The organism is uncultured Paraglaciecola sp. (assembly GCF_913020055.1).
In the GTDB taxonomy this organism is placed as follows: Bacteria; Pseudomonadota; Gammaproteobacteria; order Enterobacterales; family Alteromonadaceae; genus Paraglaciecola.
Window position 1 is genome coordinate 44766 of the sequence record NZ_CAJWCF010000008.1, and the last position, 24444, is coordinate 69209.

The 24444-nt window shown below is 40.7% G+C and carries 25 protein-coding genes and 1 pseudogene; 6 read left to right on the forward strand and 20 right to left on the reverse strand.

The genetic code is table 11. From position 1 onward, the window contains the following. Positions 1-19: 19 nt before the first annotated feature. Both QZ488_RS03215 and srmB read left to right on the forward strand, forming a co-directional pair. A complete protein-coding gene (locus QZ488_RS03215) occupies positions 20-346 on the forward strand; it encodes a YdbL family protein (RefSeq protein ID WP_293746195.1) in 327 nt (108 codons plus the stop codon). Positions 347-653: 307 nt separating this feature from the next. Further along, positions 654-1919, forward strand: coding sequence for an ATP-dependent RNA helicase SrmB (srmB, locus tag QZ488_RS03220; RefSeq protein WP_293746196.1), 1266 nt, complete (start codon positions 654-656; stop codon positions 1917-1919). Positions 1920-1936: 17 nt separating this feature from the next. Here srmB and QZ488_RS03225 read toward each other — a convergent pair whose 3' ends face one another. Next, positions 1937-2983, reverse strand: a complete 1047-nt coding sequence (locus QZ488_RS03225) for an energy transducer TonB (RefSeq protein ID WP_293746197.1) — start codon at positions 2981-2983, stop codon at positions 1937-1939. Between the two features lie 126 nt (positions 2984-3109). Here QZ488_RS03225 and QZ488_RS03230 point away from each other — a divergent pair, with 126 nt between their 5' ends. Together QZ488_RS03230 and hemW are read left to right on the forward strand one after the other, a co-directional pair. Then, positions 3110-3712, forward strand: coding sequence for an XTP/dITP diphosphatase (locus QZ488_RS03230; protein WP_293746198.1), 603 nt, complete (start codon positions 3110-3112; stop codon positions 3710-3712). Positions 3713-3716: 4 nt separating this feature from the next. Further along, positions 3717-4877: a radical SAM family heme chaperone HemW gene (gene hemW / locus QZ488_RS03235; protein WP_293746199.1), complete on the forward strand. Its 1161-nt coding sequence runs from the start codon at positions 3717-3719 to the stop codon at positions 4875-4877. A 32-nt stretch (positions 4878-4909) separates the two neighbouring features. On the opposite strand, the gene QZ488_RS03240 is transcribed toward hemW, so the two are convergent. From QZ488_RS03240 to QZ488_RS03325, 18 genes and pseudogenes are all read right to left on the reverse strand, one after another. Next, entirely contained in the window at positions 4910-5704 is a 795-nt protein-coding gene (locus tag QZ488_RS03240) for a YggN family protein (RefSeq protein ID WP_293746200.1), read from the reverse strand. Positions 5705-5793: 89 nt separating this feature from the next. After that, the gene (locus QZ488_RS03245; protein ID WP_293746201.1) at positions 5794-6294 is read right to left on the reverse strand and encodes a DUF1566 domain-containing protein; all 501 of its coding nucleotides are present in this window, start codon (positions 6292-6294) and stop codon (positions 5794-5796) included. A gap of 1 nt (position 6295) precedes the next feature. Further along, the gene (locus QZ488_RS03250) at positions 6296-8011 is read right to left on the reverse strand and encodes a DUF1566 domain-containing protein (protein WP_293746202.1); all 1716 of its coding nucleotides are present in this window, start codon (positions 8009-8011) and stop codon (positions 6296-6298) included. 87 nt (positions 8012-8098) lie between these two features. Further along, positions 8099-8812, reverse strand: coding sequence for an LrgB family protein (locus QZ488_RS03255; RefSeq protein WP_293746204.1), 714 nt, complete (start codon positions 8810-8812; stop codon positions 8099-8101). A gap of 4 nt (positions 8813-8816) precedes the next feature. Further along, positions 8817-9203, reverse strand: coding sequence for a CidA/LrgA family protein (locus tag QZ488_RS03260; protein ID WP_293746206.1), 387 nt, complete (start codon positions 9201-9203; stop codon positions 8817-8819). Positions 9204-9233: 30 nt separating this feature from the next. Beyond that, positions 9234-10592 carry a PEP-CTERM-box response regulator transcription factor gene (gene prsR, locus QZ488_RS03265; RefSeq protein ID WP_293746208.1) on the reverse strand — a complete coding sequence of 453 codons (1359 nt, stop codon included), beginning with the start codon at positions 10590-10592 and terminating at the stop codon, positions 9234-9236. 12 nt (positions 10593-10604) lie between these two features. Next, positions 10605-12623: an XrtA/PEP-CTERM system histidine kinase PrsK gene (gene prsK, locus QZ488_RS03270; protein WP_293746209.1), complete on the reverse strand. Its 2019-nt coding sequence runs from the start codon at positions 12621-12623 to the stop codon at positions 10605-10607. A gap of 10 nt (positions 12624-12633) precedes the next feature. Then, positions 12634-13758: a beta-ketoacyl-ACP synthase III gene (locus tag QZ488_RS03275; protein ID WP_293746210.1), complete on the reverse strand. Its 1125-nt coding sequence runs from the start codon at positions 13756-13758 to the stop codon at positions 12634-12636. Between the two features lie 139 nt (positions 13759-13897). After that, positions 13898-14836 carry a hypothetical protein gene (locus QZ488_RS03280; RefSeq protein ID WP_293746211.1) on the reverse strand — a complete coding sequence of 313 codons (939 nt, stop codon included), beginning with the start codon at positions 14834-14836 and terminating at the stop codon, positions 13898-13900. Positions 14837-14846: 10 nt separating this feature from the next. Next, entirely contained in the window at positions 14847-15542 is a 696-nt protein-coding gene (locus QZ488_RS03285) for a hypothetical protein (RefSeq protein WP_293746212.1), read from the reverse strand. Then, a pseudogene (locus tag QZ488_RS03290) lies at positions 15535-16077 on the reverse strand (sigma-70 family RNA polymerase sigma factor). The gene QZ488_RS03285 and the pseudogene QZ488_RS03290 overlap by 8 nt, the downstream one beginning before the upstream one ends. Positions 16078-16175: 98 nt before the next feature. Further along, on the reverse strand, positions 16176-17087 hold the full coding sequence (locus QZ488_RS03295) for a hydrogen peroxide-inducible genes activator (RefSeq protein ID WP_293746213.1): 912 nt from the start codon (positions 17085-17087) through the stop codon (positions 16176-16178). Between the two features lie 100 nt (positions 17088-17187). Next, positions 17188-18510 (reverse strand): hypothetical protein, encoded by a 1323-nt coding sequence (locus QZ488_RS03300; RefSeq protein ID WP_293746215.1) that lies wholly within the window; start codon positions 18508-18510, stop codon positions 17188-17190. A gap of 1 nt (position 18511) precedes the next feature. Next, positions 18512-19168: an energy transducer TonB gene (locus tag QZ488_RS03305; RefSeq protein WP_293746216.1), complete on the reverse strand. Its 657-nt coding sequence runs from the start codon at positions 19166-19168 to the stop codon at positions 18512-18514. Positions 19169-19174: 6 nt separating this feature from the next. Beyond that, the gene (locus QZ488_RS03310) at positions 19175-19582 is read right to left on the reverse strand and encodes a biopolymer transporter ExbD (protein WP_293746218.1); all 408 of its coding nucleotides are present in this window, start codon (positions 19580-19582) and stop codon (positions 19175-19177) included. Positions 19583-19625: 43 nt separating this feature from the next. Continuing rightward, positions 19626-20162, reverse strand: a complete 537-nt coding sequence (locus QZ488_RS03315) for a MotA/TolQ/ExbB proton channel family protein (protein WP_293746220.1) — start codon at positions 20160-20162, stop codon at positions 19626-19628. Between the two features lie 6 nt (positions 20163-20168). Further along, positions 20169-21551 (reverse strand): MotA/TolQ/ExbB proton channel family protein, encoded by a 1383-nt coding sequence (locus QZ488_RS03320; protein ID WP_293746222.1) that lies wholly within the window; start codon positions 21549-21551, stop codon positions 20169-20171. A 13-nt stretch (positions 21552-21564) separates the two neighbouring features. After that, positions 21565-22332: a DUF3450 domain-containing protein gene (locus QZ488_RS03325; protein ID WP_293746224.1), complete on the reverse strand. Its 768-nt coding sequence runs from the start codon at positions 22330-22332 to the stop codon at positions 21565-21567. A gap of 536 nt (positions 22333-22868) precedes the next feature. Between QZ488_RS03325 and QZ488_RS03330 the strand changes: the two genes are divergently transcribed. Next, on the forward strand, positions 22869-23654 hold the full coding sequence (locus QZ488_RS03330; RefSeq protein WP_293746226.1) for a hypothetical protein: 786 nt from the start codon (positions 22869-22871) through the stop codon (positions 23652-23654). A gap of 280 nt (positions 23655-23934) precedes the next feature. Here the strand turns inward: QZ488_RS03330 and QZ488_RS03335 are convergent, their stop codons facing one another. After that, entirely contained in the window at positions 23935-24096 is a 162-nt protein-coding gene (locus tag QZ488_RS03335) for a hypothetical protein (RefSeq protein WP_293746228.1), read from the reverse strand. Positions 24097-24241: 145 nt separating this feature from the next. On the opposite strand from QZ488_RS03335, the gene QZ488_RS03340 reads away from it, so the two are divergent. Continuing rightward, a partial coding sequence (locus QZ488_RS03340) for a hypothetical protein (RefSeq protein ID WP_293746230.1) occupies positions 24242-24444 on the forward strand: 203 nt, incomplete at its 3' end.

Consider the following 24444-nt stretch of genomic DNA (forward strand, 5'->3'; position numbering starts at 1 on the left):
CCAATTTAGGAATAACTTTATGAAAACCAAAATAATTTTTAAATCCCTTGTTATTGTCAGTTTACTATTTAGCAGTTTTGTTTTCGCTATAGGTTTAGGTGAAGCGAAAGACCAAGGTCTAGTGGGCGAAAAAGATAATGGCTATTTAGGTTTAGTGATAGCAAAAGCTGAGACACAAAGTTTAGTAGATGATATCAACGCTAAGCGCAAAGAAGTGTATTTAAAACTCGCGGCGAAAAATGGTATTACCTTGCAACAAATAGAAAAATTAGCCGCTCAGAAAGCTTATGAAAAGACTAGCTCTGGTCATTACCTTTGGGTAAGTGGTAAATGGACTACAAAATAAGATAGGGTTTGTAGCGTTCTAGTTTGTTCTTTTTTATTGGATTACCCAAGTTACATACAGAGAATACTCTGCAAAACCAACTTGCAAATACACTAAGCCCAGTAGCCTACAGCAGTACATTTTTTGCTGCTGTAAGGCAAAAACACTTTTGACGAATCGTTTTTTTGTTTAGATAAATACAAAGCGCCGCCGCTCAAGATGAAGGTATGCTCGGCCCATACTTAAAAATGCATAAGCATTTCCCCCTTCACTGCTTTATAATCCCCCACAATTCCCAAGCCAACGATAAAACAAGGCTTAAACATACATGTTTGATCAATTAGAACTAGACGATGACCTAATTCACGCAGTAGCGGACTTAGGTTATAAAGAGCCAACCAGTATCCAATCACTGGTCATACCCGAAGCTATGAATGGCAAAGATATATTAGCCTCTGCCCCAACAGGTACAGGAAAAACAGCAGCATTTCTATTACCTGCTTGCCAATTTTTATTGGATTACCCAAGACGTCAACCGGGCTCGACGCGGATTTTGATCCTCACCCCAACCCGAGAATTGGCATTACAAATTTTTGAACAAGCCAAAGCTATCAGTAAATATGTACCTCATATCGCATGTGGTGTGATCACAGGTGGCATCAACTACGGTACTGACCGTGATTTGTTAGAAAAAAATCTGGATATTTTGGTCGCCACACCGGGTCGTTTATTCGAACATATTGAAAAAGAAAGTTTTGATTGCCGTGATATCGAATGTCTTATTTTAGATGAAGCTGACCGTATGTTGGATATGGGCTTTTCACCTGTAGTAAACCAAATTGCTGCAGAAGCACGCTGGCGCAAACAAACCATGTTGTTTTCAGCCACACTTGAAGGCTCGGGTATTGCTCGTTTTTCTGATGAATTGCTAAACGAACCAGTTGAATTAGAAGCAGATTCAAGCCGTAAAGAGAAAGGTATTATCCACCAGTGGATCCATCTGGCAGATGACGCTATACATAAACTGGATTTGTTAACTCATATCCTAAGTAGCCAAGTAGAAACAGCTATTGTGTTTGTGAAAACGCGAGAACGCTTAGCCACCTTAGTCGGCCAATTACAATCAGTCGATATTGACTGTTGTTGGTTGCAGGGAGAAATGCCACAAGACAAACGTAACGAAGCTATGGAGCGATTTCGCACCGGTGATGTAAAGATATTGATCGCCACAGATGTTGCCGCTAGAGGCATAGACGTAGACAATATTAGTCATGTAATTAACTATGATATGCCACGTACAGCCGACGTGTATGTGCACCGTATTGGTCGTACAGGACGTGCCGGTAACAAAGGCACGGCAATTTCTATCGTAGAAGCTCACGACATTGGCATAGTGCCAAAAATTGAACGTTACACAGAACAAGTGTTAAAACGCAGGATTATTGCCGAATTACGTCCTGCCAACAAAGAAGCCAAACCACCGACTAAGAAAAAAGTCAGTAATAAGACTAAAAAGGCGGTTATTAAAGCTAAACGTACCGCCAAAATCAAAAAGCGTAAAAATAAAGGTCGAGGTAAAAAGGCCCCGTCCTAATTTTTTCAGGCTATGAGCTAAGCGTCTTGGCGAATTTCAACTAAGTTGAAATTCGTTTGGTTATCACCCACTACCATGATTCTGCAGCGCCCCCAACTTTCAGGGATTTTCCACTCAGTATTTTCTGCTACGGTATACTTTTCTCTCTTATTTGCACAACGCAGTTCTACAGAATCCAATGTGCCTGATATATCACTGAAGCTAAAACGGTTTCGACTAAGAGAGTGCCACCAATCACCATCGCTATCTATTTTTCCTTGGACAACAATATAGTCTTCATCTTTTAAAATCTGCCGAGCTTGGATTGCATATTGTTCTAAGAAACTGACAACTTTATCACTATTAGGTTGCTGTTCAATTTGGGTAAATGTATTTAACGCATCTGAAAATAATGATGCTTGAATTTCTAAAACAAACTTTTGACGAAGAAGGTTGAGGAAAGCGACCTCACCAATGTGTTTACTGCTGTTACCAGAAAAGACAACTCGCTTAATACTATTTAATTGAACGTTTACCTGGCCTTGTGCTTTGGCGACCTTAGACTTCAACATCCAAAACCATGCGTCTTCGTAACTATTCCAAATTTTTTCTTCACCCATTTTAGTAATCAATTGTTCTGCCAGAAGGATATCGTTAGTTTTTAGTGCCTCTGTCGCTTTTCTATATTCTCTTACAAACCGTTTTCTGCCGCCCTTTGTTGATTTATCTAATCTAAAATCAAGCTGCACACTGTTGCGACACTGTTCGATCTTTTCTCCATCGCGAATAGCAGGCGAATATTGCCATTGTTTAATGGCGCGTAAACTAGCCTTTTCAAAACCACGAATACCAGACGAGTCTTCAACAATTGGATCCACCACTGCACCGTTTTCGTCCACAACAAAACTAATCTGAACCCATCCTTCATTGCCGCTTCGAGCTGCAAGAGTAGGATATTTAGGAGGCACACGTTCGATGGCTTTGGCTGGAATAACAGTTTCAACTAATTCAACACTGGATGATAACGCTGTATCTGCGATTAAAACATTCGAAAATAAAGATAATACGAGTAGGGATAATTTCATTTTACGTCCTTGAAAAGTGATATAATTATGGGAAGTTTTCTGTGCTGATAGTAGGGCTTTGTATAAACAATTACAAATATAGAAAACAGCATTAGGCAACACCGAAATCAAACCGAAGGAATATACGTGAGTAAACAAGTAGTACTAGCAACTGGCAATAAAGGTAAAGTTAAAGAGCTTGCTCGTATGTTGTCGGGCTTAGGTATTGAAGTATTACCTCAAAGCGAATTCGCCGTGAGTGAAGTGGCCGAAACGGGTAGTACCTTTGTCGAAAATGCCATCATCAAAGCACGACATGCGGCTAAACAAACAGGCTTACCGGCAATCGCCGATGACTCGGGTTTAGCGGTTGATGCCCTAGGTGGTGCGCCCGGAGTGTATTCTGCACGTTATTCTGGTGAGCAAGCTACAGATCAGAGCAATATCATTAAATTACTTGATGCTATGGCTGATGTGCCTAAAGACAAACGCCAAGCCAAGTTTCTATGTGTATTAGTTTTTATGCGTCACGCTGATGACCCCACGCCTATTATTTGCCAAGGTGAATGGGCTGGCGAAATCACCAGTGAACAACATGGTGAAAATGGTTTTGGATACGATCCTGTTTTCTGGGTCGAACAACAAAACTGTAGCTCTGCTCAATTGTTGCCCGAACAAAAAAATGAGTTAAGCCACCGCGGTAAAGCGTTAAAACTGCTGTTAGCCCAACTACACAATAAAATGGGTTAACGACTTGTCACAAGCTCATAGTTTAAAACTACCGCCTCTTTCGTTGTATATCCATATTCCTTGGTGTGTGCAAAAGTGTCCTTATTGTGATTTTAATTCTCACGGACAAAAACAACAGGTATTGCCAGAAACTGAATATGTCAGCCACTTACTAGATGATTTGGCTGAAGATGCTAAATTGGTGGGCGACAGAGCTATTCACAGTATTTTTATTGGTGGTGGCACACCGAGTTTGTTTTCAGCCCAGTCAATTAAAAGCCTATTAGACGGGGTCAAAGATAGGGTTAACCTATTAGCCGACGCTGAAATCACCATGGAAGCGAATCCCGGCACAGTAGAAAGCCAACGTTTTGCAGATTATGTCAAAGCTGGCATTACCCGTATATCCATTGGTGTACAAAGTTTTCAGCCAGAAAAACTATCCGCCTTAGGGCGTATTCACGATGAAAATCAGGCGCTTAAAGCCGCAACATTGGCTAAGAGTATAGGTCTAAATAGTTTTAACCTAGATCTAATGCATGGCTTACCTAAGCAGTCTTTAGACGATGCTTTGTTTGATTTGAATACAGCTATAACCCAACATCCACCACACTTATCTTGGTATCAATTGACCATTGAACCTAATACCCAGTTTCATTCCAAACCGCCTAAATTACCGGAAGATGAGCTATTATGGGATATTCAAGAACAGGGTGATGCATTACTTCAACAAGCAGGATTCGAACAGTACGAAATATCCGCATACAGTCAGCCAGGCCAACAATGTCAGCATAATTTAAATTATTGGCGTTTTGGTGACTACTTAGGTATTGGTTGTGGCGCCCATGGTAAAATCACCCTAGCTAACGAAGGTCAGATAATTCGTACGGTTAAAGTCAAACATCCCAAAGGTTATATGGATTTAACCCGCAGTTATACAAGCGATAAAAAACAGGTGCCTAGCGAAGATTTACCCTTTGAGTTTTTTATGAATCGCTTTCGTTTACTTGAGCCCTGCCCTAAGTCAGATTATGCAGACTTTACGGGGTTACCCTTAGATAATAAAACCGAAGAAAACTTACAGATTGCAATCAAGCGAGGTTTGTTAGTTGAGTCAGATGATGAATGGCAAGTCACACCTTTAGGCAGACGGTATTTAAATACACTTTTGGAAATGATGGTGTAGTTCAAGAGTCAGATGATTATAGGCATGACACCCTATTCATCAAGATAAGCATTGGTGCCTGTTAATAACACGTTGTATGGCTGTAATTCTTTAATCGAGGCTCTAAGTCTATCTTCAGCCTTATCTAACTCTTTGAATCTATTACAAAACCATTGGGCTTTAAGTTTCAGACTTTCAGCTTTCGGGCCTACGTTTTGACCAATTTCTTCACCCATAGTTTCTAATTTTTTAGCGATGGCAGTGATTTTTTCTTCACCTGCCTCTCCATTTGCCACCAACCCTCCTATAGCGGATAAAATACCACCAACAGAAGTACTGATTGCCTCTTCTAGCTGTTCTTCCAACTCACGATCGACCAAGTCATCGACTTGCTCTAGTCTGCCGGGTCCCATATAGAAGTTATCATTGGCGCGAATAAACTTTTCTTTGACGCTCATTTGAACCCGCTTAAGAGATTTTTGCAGTTTCTTCTGACTTTTATCGTCTTTAACTAAGCCGCCGTAAACTTGCTCAATGGTCTCAATGGCTAGCTCTACACCTTCGTTTGCCAGCAAAATCATTTTAGGCACAACTTGATGTATACCTGTAGACAACTCTGTGAGTTCAAGCTCTTGTTGCTCATTTAGAGCAATCCATTCACCTTTCACTATAAGTTGTGCTGGATGATTAATTTGGTAAACAGATCGCCCTCCCTTATCTAGCACTCTAATATGCTTACCGTTCACTACCACACCATAATTGAGTGACACCTCACAATCGGTCTTGGCTTGAACCTGAGTGTTAACCACCATGCTCAATACAGATAAAGTTAAAACTAGAAAACGCATAAAATTCCGATAATTGTAAGTCCGATGTTAGTGTGCCTTTAAACAGAATAAAAGCAATATAAGATCAGACAAGACAGACAAAACTTAGGTTAATCTGCAGTTTTCACCAAACGAGTAAAAACAAATAAGCGTTTATCTTTAAGAGAATTACTGCTGTTAAAAAAGGCAATCACCCATGCGCGATCGGGATCGATAACAGAAGGGGTAGAAGTCCAATAGTCATCTGAGGAGGTATTTGGAAAAAACAATTCGTTAATGGCAGGGCGCACACAACTGCGCTCGGTTAAACTGGCTAACTCTTTCATATTTGGCACACGCCAACCTAATTGCTCTGCATATTCGTAACCATGGGCTGCTTGTAAAGCTTGTTGCCACGTCAGCTCACTCGCATCACCAGTACAGGTTTCATCAACCCATGTTTGACCAAGACTACAACGCATCCAAATTAAGCCCAATGATTCATCTGTGACAGTACCATCAGCATTATCTACAAATTCATCTGTCTGGGCGCTTGTATCAAAAGTAGGTAAACATGTTTGGCCTGAAGCCACATAAGATACAAAAAAACAAAAAAGGAAGAGTATTCTCATGTTATCGCCCTGCCCTAACTAGCCGCACTCGCGCTGCAGTTGATTTGTTTAAAAAATTATCATTTCCCGACGAAAAATCAATGGCCCACGCATTTTGCGCTTGATCGTTGTTAAAACCGTCAGCACTTGAATCTTGGGTCCAATACCAAACATGAGGGGTTAATGAATCAGTAGTATTAGGGAAATAATCGGTATCAATCATCGGCGCTGAAGTTTGACCAAGATGTAATATAGATAACAATTCGTTATGTGTTGGCAAACGCCAATCTCTAAAATTACATAAACCTTGGGTGTTCACTTCGGTAATGAAGTTTTCGGTGTTGCAACTGGTCAGAGAACAACTAGTCGCCGCACCATTTTCGTCACCATCAACACTTCCTTCTTCGACAGTTTGATACCAAGAGTAGCTGTGACTATTACTGTGCAAAGTTGTAGTAAAAACATCTGTTTTAGACTCCCAAATTAGACCAGTAATGTTATCTCGCACACAATTCCATGACGAAGATTCGTCATCCACTTCATCTCCGATTGCATCTAACCGAGTGAAATCAAAACCTTGGTCTCCCCTTCCGGCTTTCTCAGACAAACCATTAGCATGGATAATATCTTGGCCACGTTGACCATCTTGACCGGGATAATCAGCTTGATAAGCGCTGAGTATTTGTGAATCAGTTGCTTGTAAAATAACCCCAGTATCATTTAGTGGTTGGATTGGCAGCGGTTTGATCGTAACCGTTAGGCTATCGTCAACTGAATTTCCCTGCGCATCTGTAACTCTTAGCGTAAAAGTAACGGTTTCTGTCTGTGTGACTGTTGGCGCAACGGCAACAGTTTGCAACAGATTAAGATTTTCAATTTGCGGGTCATTTTCAGAGTCATTTAACCAAGTCACAACTAAAGGTTCAGAAGCAGCCACTGTGGTGCTAGCAGCACCGTTTAAGTTAATGCTCTCACCGGTAAATACTTGATGACTAATACCGGCATCAATTGCTGGTAAAGTATCTGCAGAACTTTGAATATTTAGGGTCAGTGTTTCAACATTTTCAGCCCCTTCCTGATCAGTCACTGTCAAACTAATAGTGACTGAATTCGCGTCCATCAGTATAGGTGTAATAAAAGCTAGGCTGTCACCTTGTAAACTAATGCCAGTTAATACCGACTCACCGGCAGTTTGTTGCCATAAATATGCCGCAATGGGAGTGTTAATATCAGAAGTATCCGAATCGGAGCTAGTACTGCCATCCAATATAACTTCAAAACCAGCCGGAAACTGATTGATTGCTAGCCCCTTAAATTGGCTAAGGTTGATAACAGCTTTTGGTGGCACATTAACAGGGTTAATTTGATATACCACAGAATCGCTGCCTGAATTGCCATTGGCATCAGTGACTTCAACAGTGAAAGTATAAGTCAGTGCATCGGTAGCAACAGGCGCAGTAAAAGTGGCGGTTCCTAAGGCTGTATCACTTTGCGTAATAGCGATAGTGGGTGACACACTCCATTTATAGGTCAAAACGTCGGTCTGACCGCTAGCAACTGCACTAAGAGTTACAGTAGTTTGTTCATCAACAGATTGATTTGTACCAGCATTAACCAGTACTTTGGGTGTAGGAGTGTCGGTGTCACTGTCCAGTGAACTTCCAGAACAGCCAACTAAAAGCGCGGCAACAAACAGAATGGTAAAAAAGCGATTATGCATGGTCATGGCAGTAGGCAATCATTTATCTTCAAATGCAAAACAGTAGATAACACTATGCAGTTACTGTACCAGCTGAACGCCATTATATTGGCTGGCCATCTAAAGCTATGTAAACAACATAAAAACAACAGGTAGAACAATGGCTGTGAGTATGCCATTTACGCATAATGCCATAGTGGAAAATGCCCCCGCTTTTGTATGTAACTGATATGCTCTAGCAGTACCTATGGCATGGGAGACAGTGCCTAACGCTAAACCTTTAGCCCTAGGATCAGTACAACGAGTCAACTTGAAAATAAATTGGCTGAACATGACCCCCAATATACCAGTGATAACCACTACCGCTGCAGCAAGTTCGGGTAACCCTCCAATAATTTTAGAGGTATCCACTGCCAGCGGTGTGGTAATAGATTTAGTTAACACTGAAAACCTGACAGGGTCTGAAAAATCAAATAAACCTAACCAACCAATTGCTATTAGGGGAGCAATAACTCCACCAATAATAATCACTACTATGCCTTTGCGGCCTGCGGTGTATATCAATCTAATCTGTTGGTACAAGGGAATTGCCAATGCCACAGTGATAGGCCCAAGCATCCAGTTTATTGGCGTAACATAATGTTGGTAGTCGAGCACAGAAGTGTGACTCACTAAACTTATTCCACCAATTAAAATGGCGCCTACTATTATCGGGTGTAACAATATGTTGTTAGAAAAATATTTAAAGATCCAAACCGCCAACACATAAACCAATAAAGTCGCAGTTAACCAAAATAGTTGGTCTAGGGAAACAAGCGCGATCATTGACGGCCAATCCATTAGATTAACCTTCATCGTCTTGCTGGTCTGACTGATTTGGACTACCAAAAAAACGCTGGCCTAGCCAAGAAGTAATACACAAACTTACAAAGGTGCTGAGCATCACAGCAAATAAAAATAGCCATAAATTATCACTCAGTTGTTTAGCGTAAAACCAAGCAGCAACCAAAGGGGGGATAAAAAACAAAGATAAATGTCTAAGGCAAAATTGACTGACAGATGCCAAAGCGCTTGGAACGCGCCCTAAACATATAAGCGCAATAAATAATAATAACAGCCCTAATAATGAGGCAGGTAAAGCTAAGAAGTGACTCAACCCATACCCCAAGAACCAAAAACCGATAAGAGTAATAAAAGCTAGGATTGCCTTTACAACATCATTTTTTGACATGATAAAATCAATCCAGTCAATTCAACCTAATTAACTACCCGTTTTGACATCTTCTAAGTGATATTTTTCAATTAAAGAATACAAAGTCGGTCTAGTGACCCCAAGCAATTCTGCAGTCTTAGACATGTTACGCTCTGCCACCAAAAAGGCATTACGTATTGCCCGACTTTCAGCATACTCTCTCACTTCACGTAAATTTAGCGTGTCGATAACGGGTCCATCATCAAGTAACGTTAAATTCAAATCATCAGCCTGAATATGACTGCCCTCGGCCATTATCACCGCTGATTTTAGTTTGTTTTGCAGCTCTCGAATATTGCCTGGCCATTTATGCTGTTTCATGGCTTTTATCGCTGAGTCACTGAAACCTTTGAGTTTGGTTTTAAATTCTTCGTTGTATTGCGCCAAAAAAGTTTTGGCCAATAACACCACATCGTTATCACGCTCTCTAAGTGGTGGGATGATAATGCTAATTTCCCCCACTCGATAAAATAAATCTTCACGAAAAGTCTGTTCTTCGACCATAGAAGGAATATCCCTGTGAGTAGCGCATATCACTCGAATATTCACAGGTATTTCAGATCGCCCACCCACACGTTCAATCACACGTTCTTGTAAAAAACGTAACATTTTGGCTTGTAAACCAATAGGCATATCGCCAATTTCATCTAAAAACAAGGTACCGTTTTGAGCCGTTTCTATCTTGCCTGGAGTGGTTTTACTGGCCCCAGTGAAGGCGCCTTTTTCATAACCAAATAGTTCACTTTCAAGCAAATTTTCTGGAATAGAAGCACAGTTAATCGCAACAAACGCTTTGTCTTTACGCAGACTGTGTTCATGAATACTGCGAGCAAACACCTCTTTACCTGTACCACTTTCACCGAGTAATAATGTACTGATATCAGTCTGCGCGATCCGTTCGGCTTTTCTACTGGCCGCTAAAAGACCTTCACTCTGACCAATTATCTTGTCCATTGAAGGTGCCACTTCAGCTAAATGGCGATTCTCCAGTTCCAAATTAAACAGGTTAATAGCACGGCTAACTAAAATTTGAATAGTGTCTGAGTCGATGGGCTTTTGGTAGAAGTCGTATGCACCTAAATTTACAGCTTTTAATGCATTTTTTTTGTCATTATTACCGGTTACCACTATGACTTTTGTTTGCGGCGCTAAGGCTAAAATTTCTTCTAGAGTAGCTAAACCTTCAGTAGCATTACTGGGATCTGGGGGTAAACCTAAATCAAGTGTGACAACCTTTGGTTCAAAACGTCTCAATTGTGCAATAGCCGAGGTACGATCTTCGGCAAAAATAACTTCGTAGCCTGAAAAGCTCCACTTTAGTTGTTTTTGGATCCCTAAATCGTCATCGACGACCAAAATTTTATCCATCTGTCAAAACCCTTAGCTTGTTGGTATTCGTAATGTAAAAGTTGTACCTTGCTGTTGCTTACTCTGCACCAGTAACTGACCGCCAATTTTTTCTAAATAGGCTTTTGCATCAAACGCCCCAATGCCCATGCCAGCGTTTCCTTTAGTTGTATCAAACGGTTTGAACAAGCGTGTGCGAATAAAGTCTTCGCTCATACCACAACCGGTATCCACAATATTGATCAGCATATACCTTTCATCTATAGATAATTCTATCCCAATATCAACTTTACCATCATCACTCGTTGCTTGTTGAGCATTACTAACCAAATGGTAAATAACGTTACTTAATTTATCTTTATCTAACACCACTGGGGTCTCACTACTAACTAGCACACTAGGAGCAGGTAAATAGGATGCACATCTTTGTTCAACAACTTGCTTAATACACTCCGAAAGACTAACTAAACTATCGGATCCATCTTGTGAAGCATTTTTTTCAGTCAATTGATGTAGCATTTTATCCATTCTAGCCTTGGTATGTTGCAAGGTTTCGAAAGTATCTGCAATAAACTCAGGGTTATCTTTATGCTGCTCTGCATTCGACAGAATGAGGTCAATTTGCGCCAATACGTTTTTTAAGTCGTGCACGATAAATGCAGACATCCGCGTGAAGGCAGCAAATTGTGCATTCTCAGCCAATTCTTGCGCTGCTTTATGATGAAACAAAAAATTCGAAATTTGTGCGTTCACCGCAGTTAAATAATCTCTTAATTCCCAATTGAGTTTTTTGCTGGTGTTATCTGAACCTTGCATAACCACCATGCCCCAAAACTCTTCATCATCATATATGGGTACCACCAGCTGAAAAGAGACACCGTTTAACAGGCCATGATTAACTTTTAGCTCTTCATATACGTAGGGTTGGGTTCTAAGTTCCTCAATATCAACTATCCAATTTTTTGTTTTAAAAAACTCGGAAAATTCTAATAACACTGATTGTTCATCTTCATTTAAATTGGGTTTCTCAATGTTTGCCACGACCTTCAACTCACCATTTTTAACCTGAATAAAACATCCAGTTTGGTAATCGATTGCCTGTGTTAACCCTCTTAATGCTGTTGCATAAACATTTTCGTCTGACTCTTTGGTATTTAGGCAATGTGTTAACTTTAACCATTCATGTCGATAGTCAAATTGATTGGCGAAGAAGTGTTTAGTAATAAACACCTTAATTTTTGTGCGAAAACTCATAGAAAGGAACAATGTCGCTAATAGCGCTAGTGACAAGGCAATCAATACCACTTGTATGGTCGCTCCCCACTCGCCACCTAAATACTTAACTGCATAACCGAGCATGGCCATTACAAATAAATAACCACCTGCTACCATCAGCAAAGTGCTATGCATCACTATATCTCTGGAAATATAGATCTCCACCCCCCAATTTTCGACTCGCCTAATGGCTAATATCAAAAAGGGGATCATCGCCGAATAGATGTAACCTCTAGCCGCGATGTAATTAATATGAATTTGTTCCACCATCAAGGCATTAGCAAAGGTGACAAATTCAAACACACTGATGACCGCCAAATATAAGATTAATGGCTTTAATGCCCATCTATTTTCACCGGCCTGACGATATATAACCTCAAGTAAAACAAGCACTTCAAGGGCGATAACCGTCTGCAGTAGAAACCGCCATGACTCCTTATCAATACCAAGATAAGGCATTACAATTGCTGTAATCGGCAAAGTCAAAATGAACCAAGTCTCTTTTCGACTTAACACTTCAATGATATTAGTAAAATTATTTTTTAAACATGATGCTAGAAAAAGAAGCCAAAACAAACTTTTAATATTGTCAAAAAGTAATAATTTTTCGACCGATAGCTGGGAAAAAATGAACGGTGCAACAGACCATAGACATGTCGCACCTGTGGCTAAAATTAGCAAATACTTTGCTAATCCAGATTTGCGAACGGTTAATAACAGTAATAAAAGAAAGGCATAACCAATTGCACTGATTGCATATCCAACAGTTGCGATCATAGTGAGCTCTTTATCGTTTTTTTAATACTAGACTGCCGATTGAATAACCTGCTCCAAACGAACATAACAAACCGATGTCACCTGATTGTAAATCTTTGTGATTCAGATAAAACGCGATAATCGAGCCGGCAGAAGCAGTATTCGCAAACGTATCTAATACGATTGGCGCTTCTTGTAAGTCAGGTTGTCTGCCGAGTAACTTGCGACTGATCAACGTATTCATATTGATATTCGCTTGATGCAACCACCATCTTGATACATTTTCAGAACCAAGCTGGTGTCGAGCTAAATGTTCAGAAATATGCTCAACGGCCATCGGACAAACCTCTTTAAATACTTTGCGCCCTACTTGATGGAAAAGTTTATCTTCGCCAAAGGGATCAACGTCATTAGCACGGCTAACGTAACTGAAATTCGAGCGAATATTGTTTGAATATTCCGTGACAGCTTTGGTGCTAAGTATTTCAAACACATGTTCTGATTTAGCGGTTTGTGCACTTTCAACCACCATTGCCGTCGCCACATCGCCAAAAATAAAATGACTATCTCTGTCACAAAAATTAACTTGTGGCGTGGTCAACTCTGGATTGATAACTAAAACGGCTTTAGCGGTGCCAGCCGCAATCATTTCATAGGCACGATGTAAGGCAAAAGTAGCAGCAGAACAAGCCACTAACATATCAAAAGCAAAACCTTTAATACCCAAAGCACCTTGCACTTCAATAGCTAAAGCAGGGTAAGAACGCTGCGTATAGGCACAAGCCACAATTACTGCGTCAATGTCATCTGCGGTTTTATTTGCCGCTTTTAGTGCGTCTTTAGCGGCATGAATAGCCATTTCGGCTTGATCAGATAATTCATCCTCTGCTCGCTCAGGGATCATTGGGCGCATTCTATCAATGTCTAGAATGCCATCTTTCACGTATACGTAGCGGCTCTTGATACCTGATGCTTTTTCAATAAACTCAGCACTTGAAAGAGGCTTTTCAGACAGTTCTTGTTGTTCAATGGCAAGTTTATTTATTTGGTTAAACTGCGTTGCATACGCGTTATATGCGACTACCAATTCTTCATTAGAAATACTGAAATCGGGCTTCCATAAACCTGAACCACTTATAACAACTGAAGATGACATATAGATTCCTAACTAAAACATGCGAAGCCACAGGTACAGACAAATAAATTATGTGGCAGATATTCAGTTAGCTTATCGGTTTGTATGAAAAAAGTCAGCTTGAAGCTGACTTTTAAAGTGAATAAATGTTGCAGGCGACTCAGAACAAATAGGTGGTCGCTGCCAATAACAATTTATCTTTGTTTGATTTCCCAGTGACGCATGCTTGTATATCTTTATGTTTGAAGACATACACCTTGTCGTGTGAACCAATCACACTGTCGTTGTCTGCGTCTACAAAGTCAGACAATAAAAAGGTCACATTTTCATCAACGGACAAAGACCGAAGGCCAGCACCATAGCGGCACAACATATCACCTATGGTATTTTCAAATATCGATAAAGACTCTTTATATAATTTATGCTTAGCAGCCTGACGCTTAGCGACTTCCTGATTACGTTCAGCTTCTAGGCTAGTACGAAAGGATTCCAATTCCATCTTTTTTGCCTCAAGCTTAGCGACTTCTCTGTCGAGTTCACTAAAACGTTTATCAATCTCTTTGCGGCGATTTGAATCTGCATTGCGTTTTTCAAACTCTAAGTCCCTGCGAGAGCGGTCATATTCTCTTTTCTCCCAGCCCAACTCTCTTTGCTCTTCACTTAACTCACGCATTTTGTCGCTTAAATCGTCATCAAAATGATCGCCATGTTCAACAATACTCATGACCATTCTTTCGATTTCATCTTCATCGATATCAATTTCTATACGGCCACCTTTAGTATTTGGAGCCATTGGCGCCTTGGGGATACTGTTAATTAACCCATTAAAATCAAAACCAAAGAAATTTCCACCGTGCCTACCACTGTCTATTTCAAAAACCACACCTTGATCCGCAAGATAAAACACCGATTCCGCTCTAAAACGTATATTTTTATTAGATTTCTGTTGTTTCAATGAGGCTTGCAGAATATTCAGCATAATGCCTGCTTCATTACGTACTTCTTTTATATTGGTGTCACTACTTTTAGCTTGTAGTGGACTAATAGCTAGGCTGCTAAAAGCCAACGCCAATAACGTTTTTTTAATCGATATAATCATGATTACTTCCTCATTCGTTAATGTTGCCAGTGCCGAGTAAATCTGGCTTAGCATGCATATTTTTTTGTAATTTGTTTAATTGACGCGCATAAAATATTTGATCGTCACCGCGCTGCTCGTTTACATATTTAATAAGTTCAGCGAAGTCCTCTCGCCTTTCTTTACGACTTGCCCCGAGTAAATATTGAGTCAATTGAGTACTGGTATCCATTTGTTGCTGCTGCATTGTTTGGGTGTAATTTGTTAATGCGAGTTGCTGCGTTTCTTGAAATTCAGTTATTCGGTCATTGACTAATTTTTCAATTTTTTGCTCACTTTGTTTACCCGCAAAACTGATCGTTATCGCGCCTTCCTCTGTGCGTACTTGCAACCCAGTTAATACCATCACTATGGCAAGCATAGACGTGGCAAAGGATAACGTTGGCAACCCTTGCCACTGCCACCATTTGGCTTTCTCTGGCATATCAAAAGTGCTTGCTCTATCCCAGCTTGGCACTTCGTCACTTTGATAATGCTCACTTTGCATAGCGAACATGTTGAATGTCTCAACTTGTTTGGAAAAAATCTGGTCTTCTAAACATCGCTGCTCAAACTCAATGCGCTGTTGCTCATTAAGCTGCTGCTCTGACCAAAGAGCGAATAATTGTTCGTTATTTAAGGGTTTGCCTAAATCAGCTCCGCCCAATTTTGATTCATGTTTAGGCATAATCAACCTCCATTAAGGTTTTCAATTTTTCTAACGCACCGTATAAACGAGACTTAGCAGTATTGGCAGAAATACCTGTTTGCTCGGCAATTTCATCAAACGTAAACTGTCCAAAAAACTTTAATTCCACCACCGCTTTTTGTGCTAAAGGTAATTGTTGCATCGCACTAATTAGTTGTTTATTTTCGTGACTGGTATGAATACTGGCATCTGCACTAATTTCATTGCTTTCTATTTCAGGGGTATCATCTAAGCCTTGAGTCGGCTTTTTACGCCGATAAAACTCAATACAACGAAAATGGGCGATACGAAATAACCAACTTTTAAAACTACCTTCATTTCTATAACTGGCTAAATTTCGAAATACCTAAATAAACACCTCTTGCATTAAATCCAAAGCATCTTCATTTTTACCCGTCATACGCATGCCGTAGTTATAAATGGGTTTTTCATAGCGTTTGAGTAAACTCAGCCAGGCTTGTTTATTGCCCTGCAGAGCTTTAGTTATTAACTGTTCATCGCTTTTTTCAAACACTGTTTTTAGTTCCCAGATTGAAGGTGCTTTCCCTTTTCAAACATTAAGTCGAGGGGTAAAGAAAAAAAGTTTGTTTTTTTAAATAAATTTTTTGAATATTAACGAGTCAGGGTGGGAATAGGTGTTAAGGGTGCCAGTAATTCAGCCAAATACCGAAATAATCTCACTCGAGTTGTACCATTGCGCCAAACCATACCAATTTCACGATAAGCCATATCTTCAGCAGGCATCGAAACTAAGGGGGTGGTACTTAAGATATGATTCTGAATAGCCAACTCAGGCATGAAAGTGAAGCCCAGTTTACTATTTGCTAGTTGAACTAGGGTATACAGACTACTAGCTGTCAATGAACTGACTTGTTCCCGATGTTTTAAACCGCAAGCGCTAACAGCGTGCCCGGTCATGCAATGCTCTTGCTGCAATAAGAAAATACTTTCTTTGGGTAAATCGGCCACATCTAGGGGTACGGGTAAGGTTTCTACTAAATCACTATGGGCGATTAAATGAAAAGGGTCATGGCCTAATACCAATTGTTTACATCCTGGCGTCTCCATAGGTAAGGCTAAAATCAGTAAATCTAAACCGCCTTCATTAAGCTGAGTCAATAAATTAGCGGTGGTGTCTTCTTGCAGTTGTAGCGTGATATCGGGTAGATGTTGCTTCACCTTACCTATCAAGCCCTCAAAAATAAAAGGGGCGATAGTAGGTATGACGCCTATTTTGAGTTTACCAGCTTGCCAATTACCCGCACTTTGTGCGAAGTCGACCAGTTCGTGAGCATCTGTTAGCAAGGCTTTGCTGCGCTCTACTAATTCTAGGCCAAAAGGCGTAAACACAAAGGTTTTGTGATCTCGCTCAAGCAGTTGTGATCCAAACTGCTCCTCTAAATTCTGGATTGCGGTACTCAGTGTTGACTGACTGACATGGCAATGTTGTGCAGCTCTGTGAAAATGCTGCTCTTGATGCAACACAACCAGATAGTGTAGATGTTTAAGATTGGGCCATTTCATATTCAGTCATCTATAAAAGCGATTAGTAACACTATATTAAATTAGATTTACTGATAAAAAAAGCGCCATCTGGCGCTTTTTAGAAAGTGCAGACTGACTACTAACTACCTACAGAAGCGAAACTAGCATATTGTTTTCTTTCGCCCTCAACAAATTTAGACCATTGTTGTGCCATGCCACGACTACCATCGTACTCTTGAGCTTTAGCCAGTTGGTTTAGCGCTTCGTTGTATGCACCGACATTAAATTGCGCCATGCCAATAACTAGATGCGACATACCTTCATTGCGCAAACCACCTTTTTCTAGGGCTTGTTGTGAGGCAGTTATAGCGAGATCCCATTTATCCATGTTCAAGTACATTTGACCAAGTTGAGCATACAACTCACCTGTTTTAGATAATTTAGCAGCGGCTAACATAACTGGAATCGCTTTTTCAGTTTCCTTAGCAGCATTCCAAGATTGCCCTAAGAACGTTAAGTTACGTTCATCTTCAATCAATTTACCTGCGTCCATAGCTTTTTGTATGACTGCTGCGGCTTTATAAGGCATTTGATGATAGTAATAAAGTTGCGCTAAATTAAACATGTCTGAACCGCTAGCAATAATACTTTTTTGCTCAGCAATTTCCATTACGGCTAACTGTTTTTGTTCTTGTTCTAACTCACCGTACATACCAGCTAGTTGTAACCAATACTTGGGCGCTTCAAATTTTTTGACTAGTTTAAGTAATACATTTTTCACATTTTCAGGTTGCTTAAGTTCAAAATAAACAGCTCTTTGTAATACATACCACTGCTCATCTACCTGAAAACCTAAGTTGTTGCTTTCCACTTGCTCTACAGCTGCATTGATATATTCAGAAGCAACTGCATAATCTTGTTTTTGATACATAGCTTGGGCTTTTAATACCAAGTTTTTAGCCGGAATATCTTTAGTGGGATATAGACTCTTTTGAATGGCTTCCCATTGTTCAATTTTGGCTATGGTTTTGTCGTAATTGCCGCGCATCATATGCAACTGAGCAAGGCTAAATAAAGTGGCTTGTTCGAACGTTTCTGGAATAGGCTGTTGTTGCACCACGCTTTCAAATGCGGCAATAGCCTGGTCGTAGTTTTCAGCTTCATAATGAATAAAAGCATAAAAGTTATACATCATGGCTTGTTCGTAACTGTTCATTGAGCTGGCTTTAGACTTAACCTTGTCTAATACAGCGAAAGCTTCGACTTGGTTACCGGCATCGGCTAAACCTTGCGCCCGTGACAATTGATCGTACACCTTAGAACGCAAAGTAGGCACACGTTTGGTTTTACGTTCTACTTTTACCTGTTCTGCGTTAACAACGCTTGTTTGTATACTGGTTAATAAAACACTGGTCATTAATACCGGTGCCGCTAATTTAAGTAGTAATTTATGCATTGCCATTTTAGCCCCCAAGTTCGAATTTAACCCGCACTTCAACCCCAGATACTTCCATGGGTTCGCCATTTACGACGCGCGGTTTGTATTTATATTTTAAAGTGGCGTCTAACGCCGCTTGATCAAAAATGCCTGCAGGTGATGCTTGGATCACCTTGGGATGGGTTACTGAGCCAAATTTGGACACAGTGAATTCAACATCCACATACCCCTCGATGCCACGTTGTAATGCTCTTCTTGGATACACGGCTGCCACGCGCACTATTGGTAAAAACTCACCATCACCTGACTCCAAGGCTAAGCCTCCATCAAGAGAGATATCAGCCGCTACATCCGCTCCAAAGTCCATACCACTGGTTGCACTTTCTGGACTAGGTGCATCCATTTGTGGCGGTGCCATATCCGGTGGTGGCTGTTCGGGTTTGGGTGGCTTTTTAGGTTTTCTGTCTTTCTTTTGTACCGCTTCCTCTTTCTTCACCCGGACAAAATCCAACACACTGCCTTTAGGCGCATCCGTTAATGCGCTGCCACCACTTTGGATTAATGACTGCATCAAAAAGAACAATGCTAAAGTGACAAACGCTGCCAATAGAATGGCTACCACTAACCTTGATAGAGTCTGCGGCATGGTTTTTGCCGGAGTCTTCGATATACGCTGCGACATGGCTGCTTACGGCTCCTGCGCGGCAATAGACACGTCTAAAATACCTGCTGCCCGTGATGCATCCATGACTTTAATCAACACATCAGTGGTGGCTTTTCTATCTGCTTGAATAACCACGGTACCTTGTGGATTTTCAGCGTATAAACGTTCGATGTTGGCTTGCACTGCGCGCACATCCACTTTGCGTTTGTTGATCCAAATTTCACCTTTGTCACTGATAGCCACTAAGATGTTGGCGCGGTCTTTTTTCACTGCTGTGGCCGCTTCTGGACGATTAACATCGATACCTGCTTCTTTCACAAACGAAGCGGTCACGATAAAAAATATCAACATAATAAATACGACGTCGAGCATAGGGGTCATATCGATTGTGGCTTCTTCTTCGTCCATCAAGTTTTGGAAATGCTGTTTCATATTTTTCTCTTGTTATCCGGTACTCGGGCTAAATCTTACGTTGCTAATATTTTCTTTCTAAGCGCAATGAATCTTCTAAACTCGATTTTTCTTTTTTTGCCGTTCTTGCTAACCATGTCGCAGCGAACACACCAGATAAAGCACCCACCATTCCAGCCATAGTGGGGATAGTCGCTTTAGACACACCCGATGCCATAGAGCGTGCGTTACCTGAGCCTGAAATCGCCATCACATCAAACACTTCAATCATGCCTGTCACTGTGCCCATTAAGCCTAGTAGCGGACATAACGCCACTAATGATTGAATGATCGGTACACCACGACTGAGTTTTAACGACACCCGAGAAATCATGCCTTGGCGAATTTGCTCAGCGTTCCAAGACGAACGTTCAGTTCTTGATTTCCACTTTGCAATCACCGCATGTTTGTACTGTTTGTGTGTCACAAAAACATACATAACGCGCTCTAAGATCATTAACCACATAACAAAAATCAAGCCACCAATGATCAGCAGAACTTGGCCACCGCTTTCGGTAAAATCGCGAATCGTTTCCAGAGCAGCTATGAGAATTTCAATCATGATAATTTAAGCTTTAGTTGCTGCGTTGTGTGCTTCAGCACGCTCGGCAATCACACCCGCTGCTTGCTCTTGTAATATATAAACGATGCTCTTGTTACGAGTATTTAACACTGCGTATAACAAGGTCATGGGGATAGCCACTACCAAACCTAAAACTGTGGTCACCAAGGCGGTAGAAATACCACCAGCCATTAATTTAGGATCACCAGTACCAAATAAGGTTATCGCTTGGAAAGTGTTGATCATGCCCGACACCGTTCCCAGTAACCCCATTAAAGGTGCCACCACGGATATCACCTTAATGATGCTAAGGGAGTGACCTAACTTAGGCACTTCACCCAAAATCGCTTCGGTGAGATGTAATTCTAAGGCTTCGGTATCTGCTTGTGGATAATCATCTTTGGCTTGCATGACGCGACCAAGAGCGTTGTTGTTTTTAAACGTACTCGACTTAAGTTGACGATTGACCTTGGCACCTTCAATAGACAAGGAGATAAAACGCCAAATGGCAATCAACAACCCAACCAAACCAACGGCTAAGATGATGTAACCAACAGTACCACCTTGCTCAACACGCTCTTTCAAACTCGGTGCTTGGACTAATAATTTGAGAATAGAGCCGCCTGTAGGGTCTAAACCAAACTCAATCAACTCACCAGATGACTGCTGCAAAGCTGCGGCGCTGTCGCCATAACGACCAGCAGGTTGACGCACAAGCTCAGCAACCGAACCAGTAGTACCGTTATAATCTAGATATTTACCATCCGCTGCCAAAGCAAAAGGCCCTACGCGTAACACTTCTTTACTTACCTTGTTACCGCCCGCTTCAATGACATCAGTAGTAAAAGTAGTCACCTTGCCCGACTCGGTCATTTCACGTTGCATTTCAAACCAAACACGCTCAATTTCTTCAATGGAGGCGAGCTTTGATGAAGCGCCCATTGATTGCGCTAAGTCGTCTAAGAACTCAGCACGACCTGGTATTTGTGCAGATATAATCGAGTTTTGAAACTTACTTTTGGTGTCGCCCGATACTTGCTGCAATACACCAAACAACTCTTTTAACGAGCCTAAACGTTTGTTCATCGCTTCGTTTAGGTCAGCCAATTTAAATTCGTTTTCTTCAAATTGGGTTTCCATGCTTTCAGACTTGGCTAAGGCAGCATCACGAGCTTGCTTAGCTTGACGTAACATTTGGTCTTGCTCTGAACGCTTAGCTGCAAATTCTTGTTCTCGTTGCAGGTTTTGTTTATTTTGCTCAAATTGTCCTTGTTCAAGTTGCTTGAGTAACGCGTCTAAATTCAGCGCTTTATCTTCTTGAGCTACAACAGAGTGAGAGGCAAAACCAATACAAGTGATGAGTAATACGTTTTTAAGAAGTGTTTTCATGTTAGTCATGGCCTTAATCCGTCATCGCAACAGGTAGCATTAAAAGGTCAGGCGCTAGTTGTTTCTTGGCCATACGTAAGCCTTTAGTGACTTGGGTGCGGTAGCTTGAAGGCAATGCCTCCCACTGACGTGTTTGTTTGTTCCAAGTGCCTTGCAAGCTAGCATCACGGGTTTGGTAGATGAGTGCTGTTCTGCCCACGCGCAAAAAATCCACATCTCGCTCTTGGCCGTCAATAGTATGTAAACCACTATAGGCTTCGAGTGAACGGCCATAATCCATCTCAACTTGGTATGCTTCCATTACACGGCGAAACTTTTCTGAAGGCGCAATATCTGCTCTGTCCATCATGGCGTTAAGCTCGCTAATCCGGTTACTTCTCTCTTCTTTAAGAAAAGGCACGTCTAGCGCTACAAACTGCTCAAGGCCAGTGATCATGCGCATCATCAATGGGGTGATTTGGCGTTCGATCAAACTCACACCATCTATAGACCCATTTAGATCTGCCATTTCTTGCAGCTGATAATCAATCTGTTTCTGCAATTGACCGTTGTAAACATCCAAACCAGTTGTTTCTTTATTGATAGCCTTAAATTGTTGTAATTTGCCATCGATTTGATCGGTAATGTTATTGATTTTCTGTTGGGATTTAACAGCTGACTGATTGATTTCAGTCGCTTTTTTCACTGCAGGCTCAAGGGCTTTTTCCTCTTGTGCAACGCTATTTCCAGCTGTCATAAAAATGGCTAAAAACGCGGCAGATAATTTGGTCAGTCGTGTCATACCTCAAACCCTAAATATTGGATAACAGTGATTTACTGTTATTTAAAAACTGCGCAGAGCATAAGGGCTGAATGTGACAGTAATATTGCAGTTAAATGACGATGAAATGACAAACAAAAAACAGGTGAAAAATTATGGGTTTTAAGATGTTGTTATATTGGGGTGGGTGTTTGGTCTAAGGGGTGGTAGCTCTTATCTGAGCTTATACATTTGGTAGCGTTTTTATTTTGGGTGTCATGATTAGATTAATATCGGTGGAGTGTCTAGATAGTTGCCGCGCTGCATTTTAATAATGGGTGTCTTCTTTATTTGAGAAAAGTAAAGAGTTTTTCTCTCCGAGTTTCCACGAAAATCAGAACCGAACCCATGCCGAACTTCACCGAACTTTTCTGTACTGGTGGGGGGCGGGGAATGCGAAATATCATCTTTTCATTTCACTAAACGGACCTATAGAGTGATGTGAAAATTTACCATATTTGATTATTTCTAACATTCTCAGTACATTGTCATTAATGGATAAAAAATAAGGATACTTCGTGATTCTCAGACGCTTCACGCAACACATCAAAGAGCAAAATTGGTTCGCGGTCGGACTGGATGTGATCGTGGTCGTGGTGGGTATCTTTTTGGGAATGCAGGTCACCGAATGGAATGATGAGAGGAAAACAGAAGCTCGCTCACAAGAATATACCCAACGATTATTGACTGATCTTCAGATTGAATATAAATATGCGAGATCAGTAGAAAAATATTTCTCCACAGCATATAAATCAGGAACGAAGGCTTTTGATGGTCTAACTGGTTCTAGTAATGAAACCAATCAACAAATCCTTATCCATGCATTTCGTACAACACAGTGGATGTGGTATGAACGTCATAGAGCCACTTTCGATGAATTAGTCTCTGCAGGCGAGTTAAGACTAATTATTGACATTGAATTAAGAAATACTGCCGTGAACTTTTATAGTAATAGTACAGAGACATATAAGGAAGCTAGAGATAGTCTGACTTTTACAGAATATCGGAATTTATTTGATGAAACGATTAGTCCAAGCTTACGAGCAATGCTTATTGATTTGTGCGGAGATAAGGAAAGTCCTTTCGACTCAAATACAAATACTGTGACATTCACTGTAGATTACAAGTGTGAGCTTGATGTTGATGATGCAACGATCAATGAGGCAATTAAAGCACTAAAAGAAAACCCTAATTTAATAACGGGACTTCGCAGACAAACTGCTCGATTACATACTAATTTCATTAATATTTCATTATTGTTAGACAAGTCTGGAATTGGTAAATTATTTAATTCTTCAAATTGAAACAATTCTTCAATCGATAGGGTCAGTGACGTTGATTTATCAACAGTTCATCGACCGCTTCTGACACAGGCTGAGTGAATAGGTGCGTTGACGTTCCATTACTTGATGTTAACTTTGAATAGGATTTTACCTGACTAAGCGGATAATGACATCGCTATCGCCGCATTTTTGTGGGGCTCGAGCTGAAAGCGGCAATAATTTGTCAATATTTAACAGTTGTCAGGCTATGTGTGGGGGTAGATCTGGCATATTTATTGATTACTTAATAATGGCGACAAGCTTATGACTTACTTTGTACTAATCTATTAAAGGCTGTTCTATTAATCCACTTTTCTGTCCCTTGGTAGACAGCCAATTCAGTATGACTATCATTTGCACCAGGCGTAGATTCGATAAAATTAAATAATCCATCATGACGGATATTAAAATGGCCATAACCCAATCCAATTCCAATTCCAAATCTTGATGTCTTAGAAAATGGAATTATAATTTATGATTCAACATTAGAAAATGTAAAAGTTTCAGATGTTATTACATTTGATAATGCTAACCATAGTCAAATACCAGGAATTGAGCATCTGGCAGGCGTGATTGAAGCCGATATCTCATCAGTGGCTGAGCTAGCATTAAACGCCATAGGTTACAGTAATGTAGCTGGCTTTGATTTTGACTGGAATACCACGACCAATGTCATGCATATCAGCTTCTCTAGTGCTTACAATGGGGATTATGTAACAGGCGACCCAAATGATCCCTATGGTTTTTTAGGTGACGATAACCAACGCGATAA

What these genes read in the sequence shown, in the direction of transcription:
- QZ488_RS03215 (WP_293746195.1), top strand. Translation starts at nt 20, where the DNA reads ATGAAAACCAAAATAATTTTTAAATCCCTTGTTATTGTCAGTTTACTA.
- srmB (WP_293746196.1), top strand. Translation starts at nt 654, where the DNA reads ATGTTTGATCAATTAGAACTAGACGATGACCTAATTCACGCAGTAGCG.
- QZ488_RS03225 (WP_293746197.1), bottom strand. Translation starts at nt 2,983, where the DNA reads ATGAAATTATCCCTACTCGTATTATCTTTATTTTCGAATGTTTTAATC.
- QZ488_RS03240 (WP_293746200.1), bottom strand. Translation starts at nt 5,704, where the DNA reads ATGCGTTTTCTAGTTTTAACTTTATCTGTATTGAGCATGGTGGTTAAC.
- QZ488_RS03245 (WP_293746201.1), bottom strand. Translation starts at nt 6,294, where the DNA reads ATGAGAATACTCTTCCTTTTTTGTTTTTTTGTATCTTATGTGGCTTCA.
- QZ488_RS03255 (WP_293746204.1), bottom strand. Translation starts at nt 8,812, where the DNA reads ATGGATTGGCCGTCAATGATCGCGCTTGTTTCCCTAGACCAACTATTT.
- QZ488_RS03260 (WP_293746206.1), bottom strand. Translation starts at nt 9,203, where the DNA reads ATGTCAAAAAATGATGTTGTAAAGGCAATCCTAGCTTTTATTACTCTT.
- prsR (WP_293746208.1), bottom strand. Translation starts at nt 10,592, where the DNA reads ATGGATAAAATTTTGGTCGTCGATGACGATTTAGGGATCCAAAAACAA.
- prsK (WP_293746209.1), bottom strand. Translation starts at nt 12,623, where the DNA reads ATGATCGCAACTGTTGGATATGCAATCAGTGCAATTGGTTATGCCTTT.
- QZ488_RS03275 (WP_293746210.1), bottom strand. Translation starts at nt 13,758, where the DNA reads ATGTCATCTTCAGTTGTTATAAGTGGTTCAGGTTTATGGAAGCCCGAT.
- QZ488_RS03280 (WP_293746211.1), bottom strand. Translation starts at nt 14,836, where the DNA reads ATGATTATATCGATTAAAAAAACGTTATTGGCGTTGGCTTTTAGCAGC.
- QZ488_RS03285 (WP_293746212.1), bottom strand. Translation starts at nt 15,542, where the DNA reads ATGCCTAAACATGAATCAAAATTGGGCGGAGCTGATTTAGGCAAACCC.
- QZ488_RS03295 (WP_293746213.1), bottom strand. Translation starts at nt 17,087, where the DNA reads ATGAAATGGCCCAATCTTAAACATCTACACTATCTGGTTGTGTTGCAT.
- QZ488_RS03300 (WP_293746215.1), bottom strand. Translation starts at nt 18,510, where the DNA reads ATGGCAATGCATAAATTACTACTTAAATTAGCGGCACCGGTATTAATG.
- QZ488_RS03305 (WP_293746216.1), bottom strand. Translation starts at nt 19,168, where the DNA reads ATGTCGCAGCGTATATCGAAGACTCCGGCAAAAACCATGCCGCAGACT.
- QZ488_RS03310 (WP_293746218.1), bottom strand. Translation starts at nt 19,582, where the DNA reads ATGAAACAGCATTTCCAAAACTTGATGGACGAAGAAGAAGCCACAATC.
- QZ488_RS03315 (WP_293746220.1), bottom strand. Translation starts at nt 20,162, where the DNA reads ATGATTGAAATTCTCATAGCTGCTCTGGAAACGATTCGCGATTTTACC.
- QZ488_RS03320 (WP_293746222.1), bottom strand. Translation starts at nt 21,551, where the DNA reads ATGAAAACACTTCTTAAAAACGTATTACTCATCACTTGTATTGGTTTT.
- QZ488_RS03325 (WP_293746224.1), bottom strand. Translation starts at nt 22,332, where the DNA reads ATGACACGACTGACCAAATTATCTGCCGCGTTTTTAGCCATTTTTATG.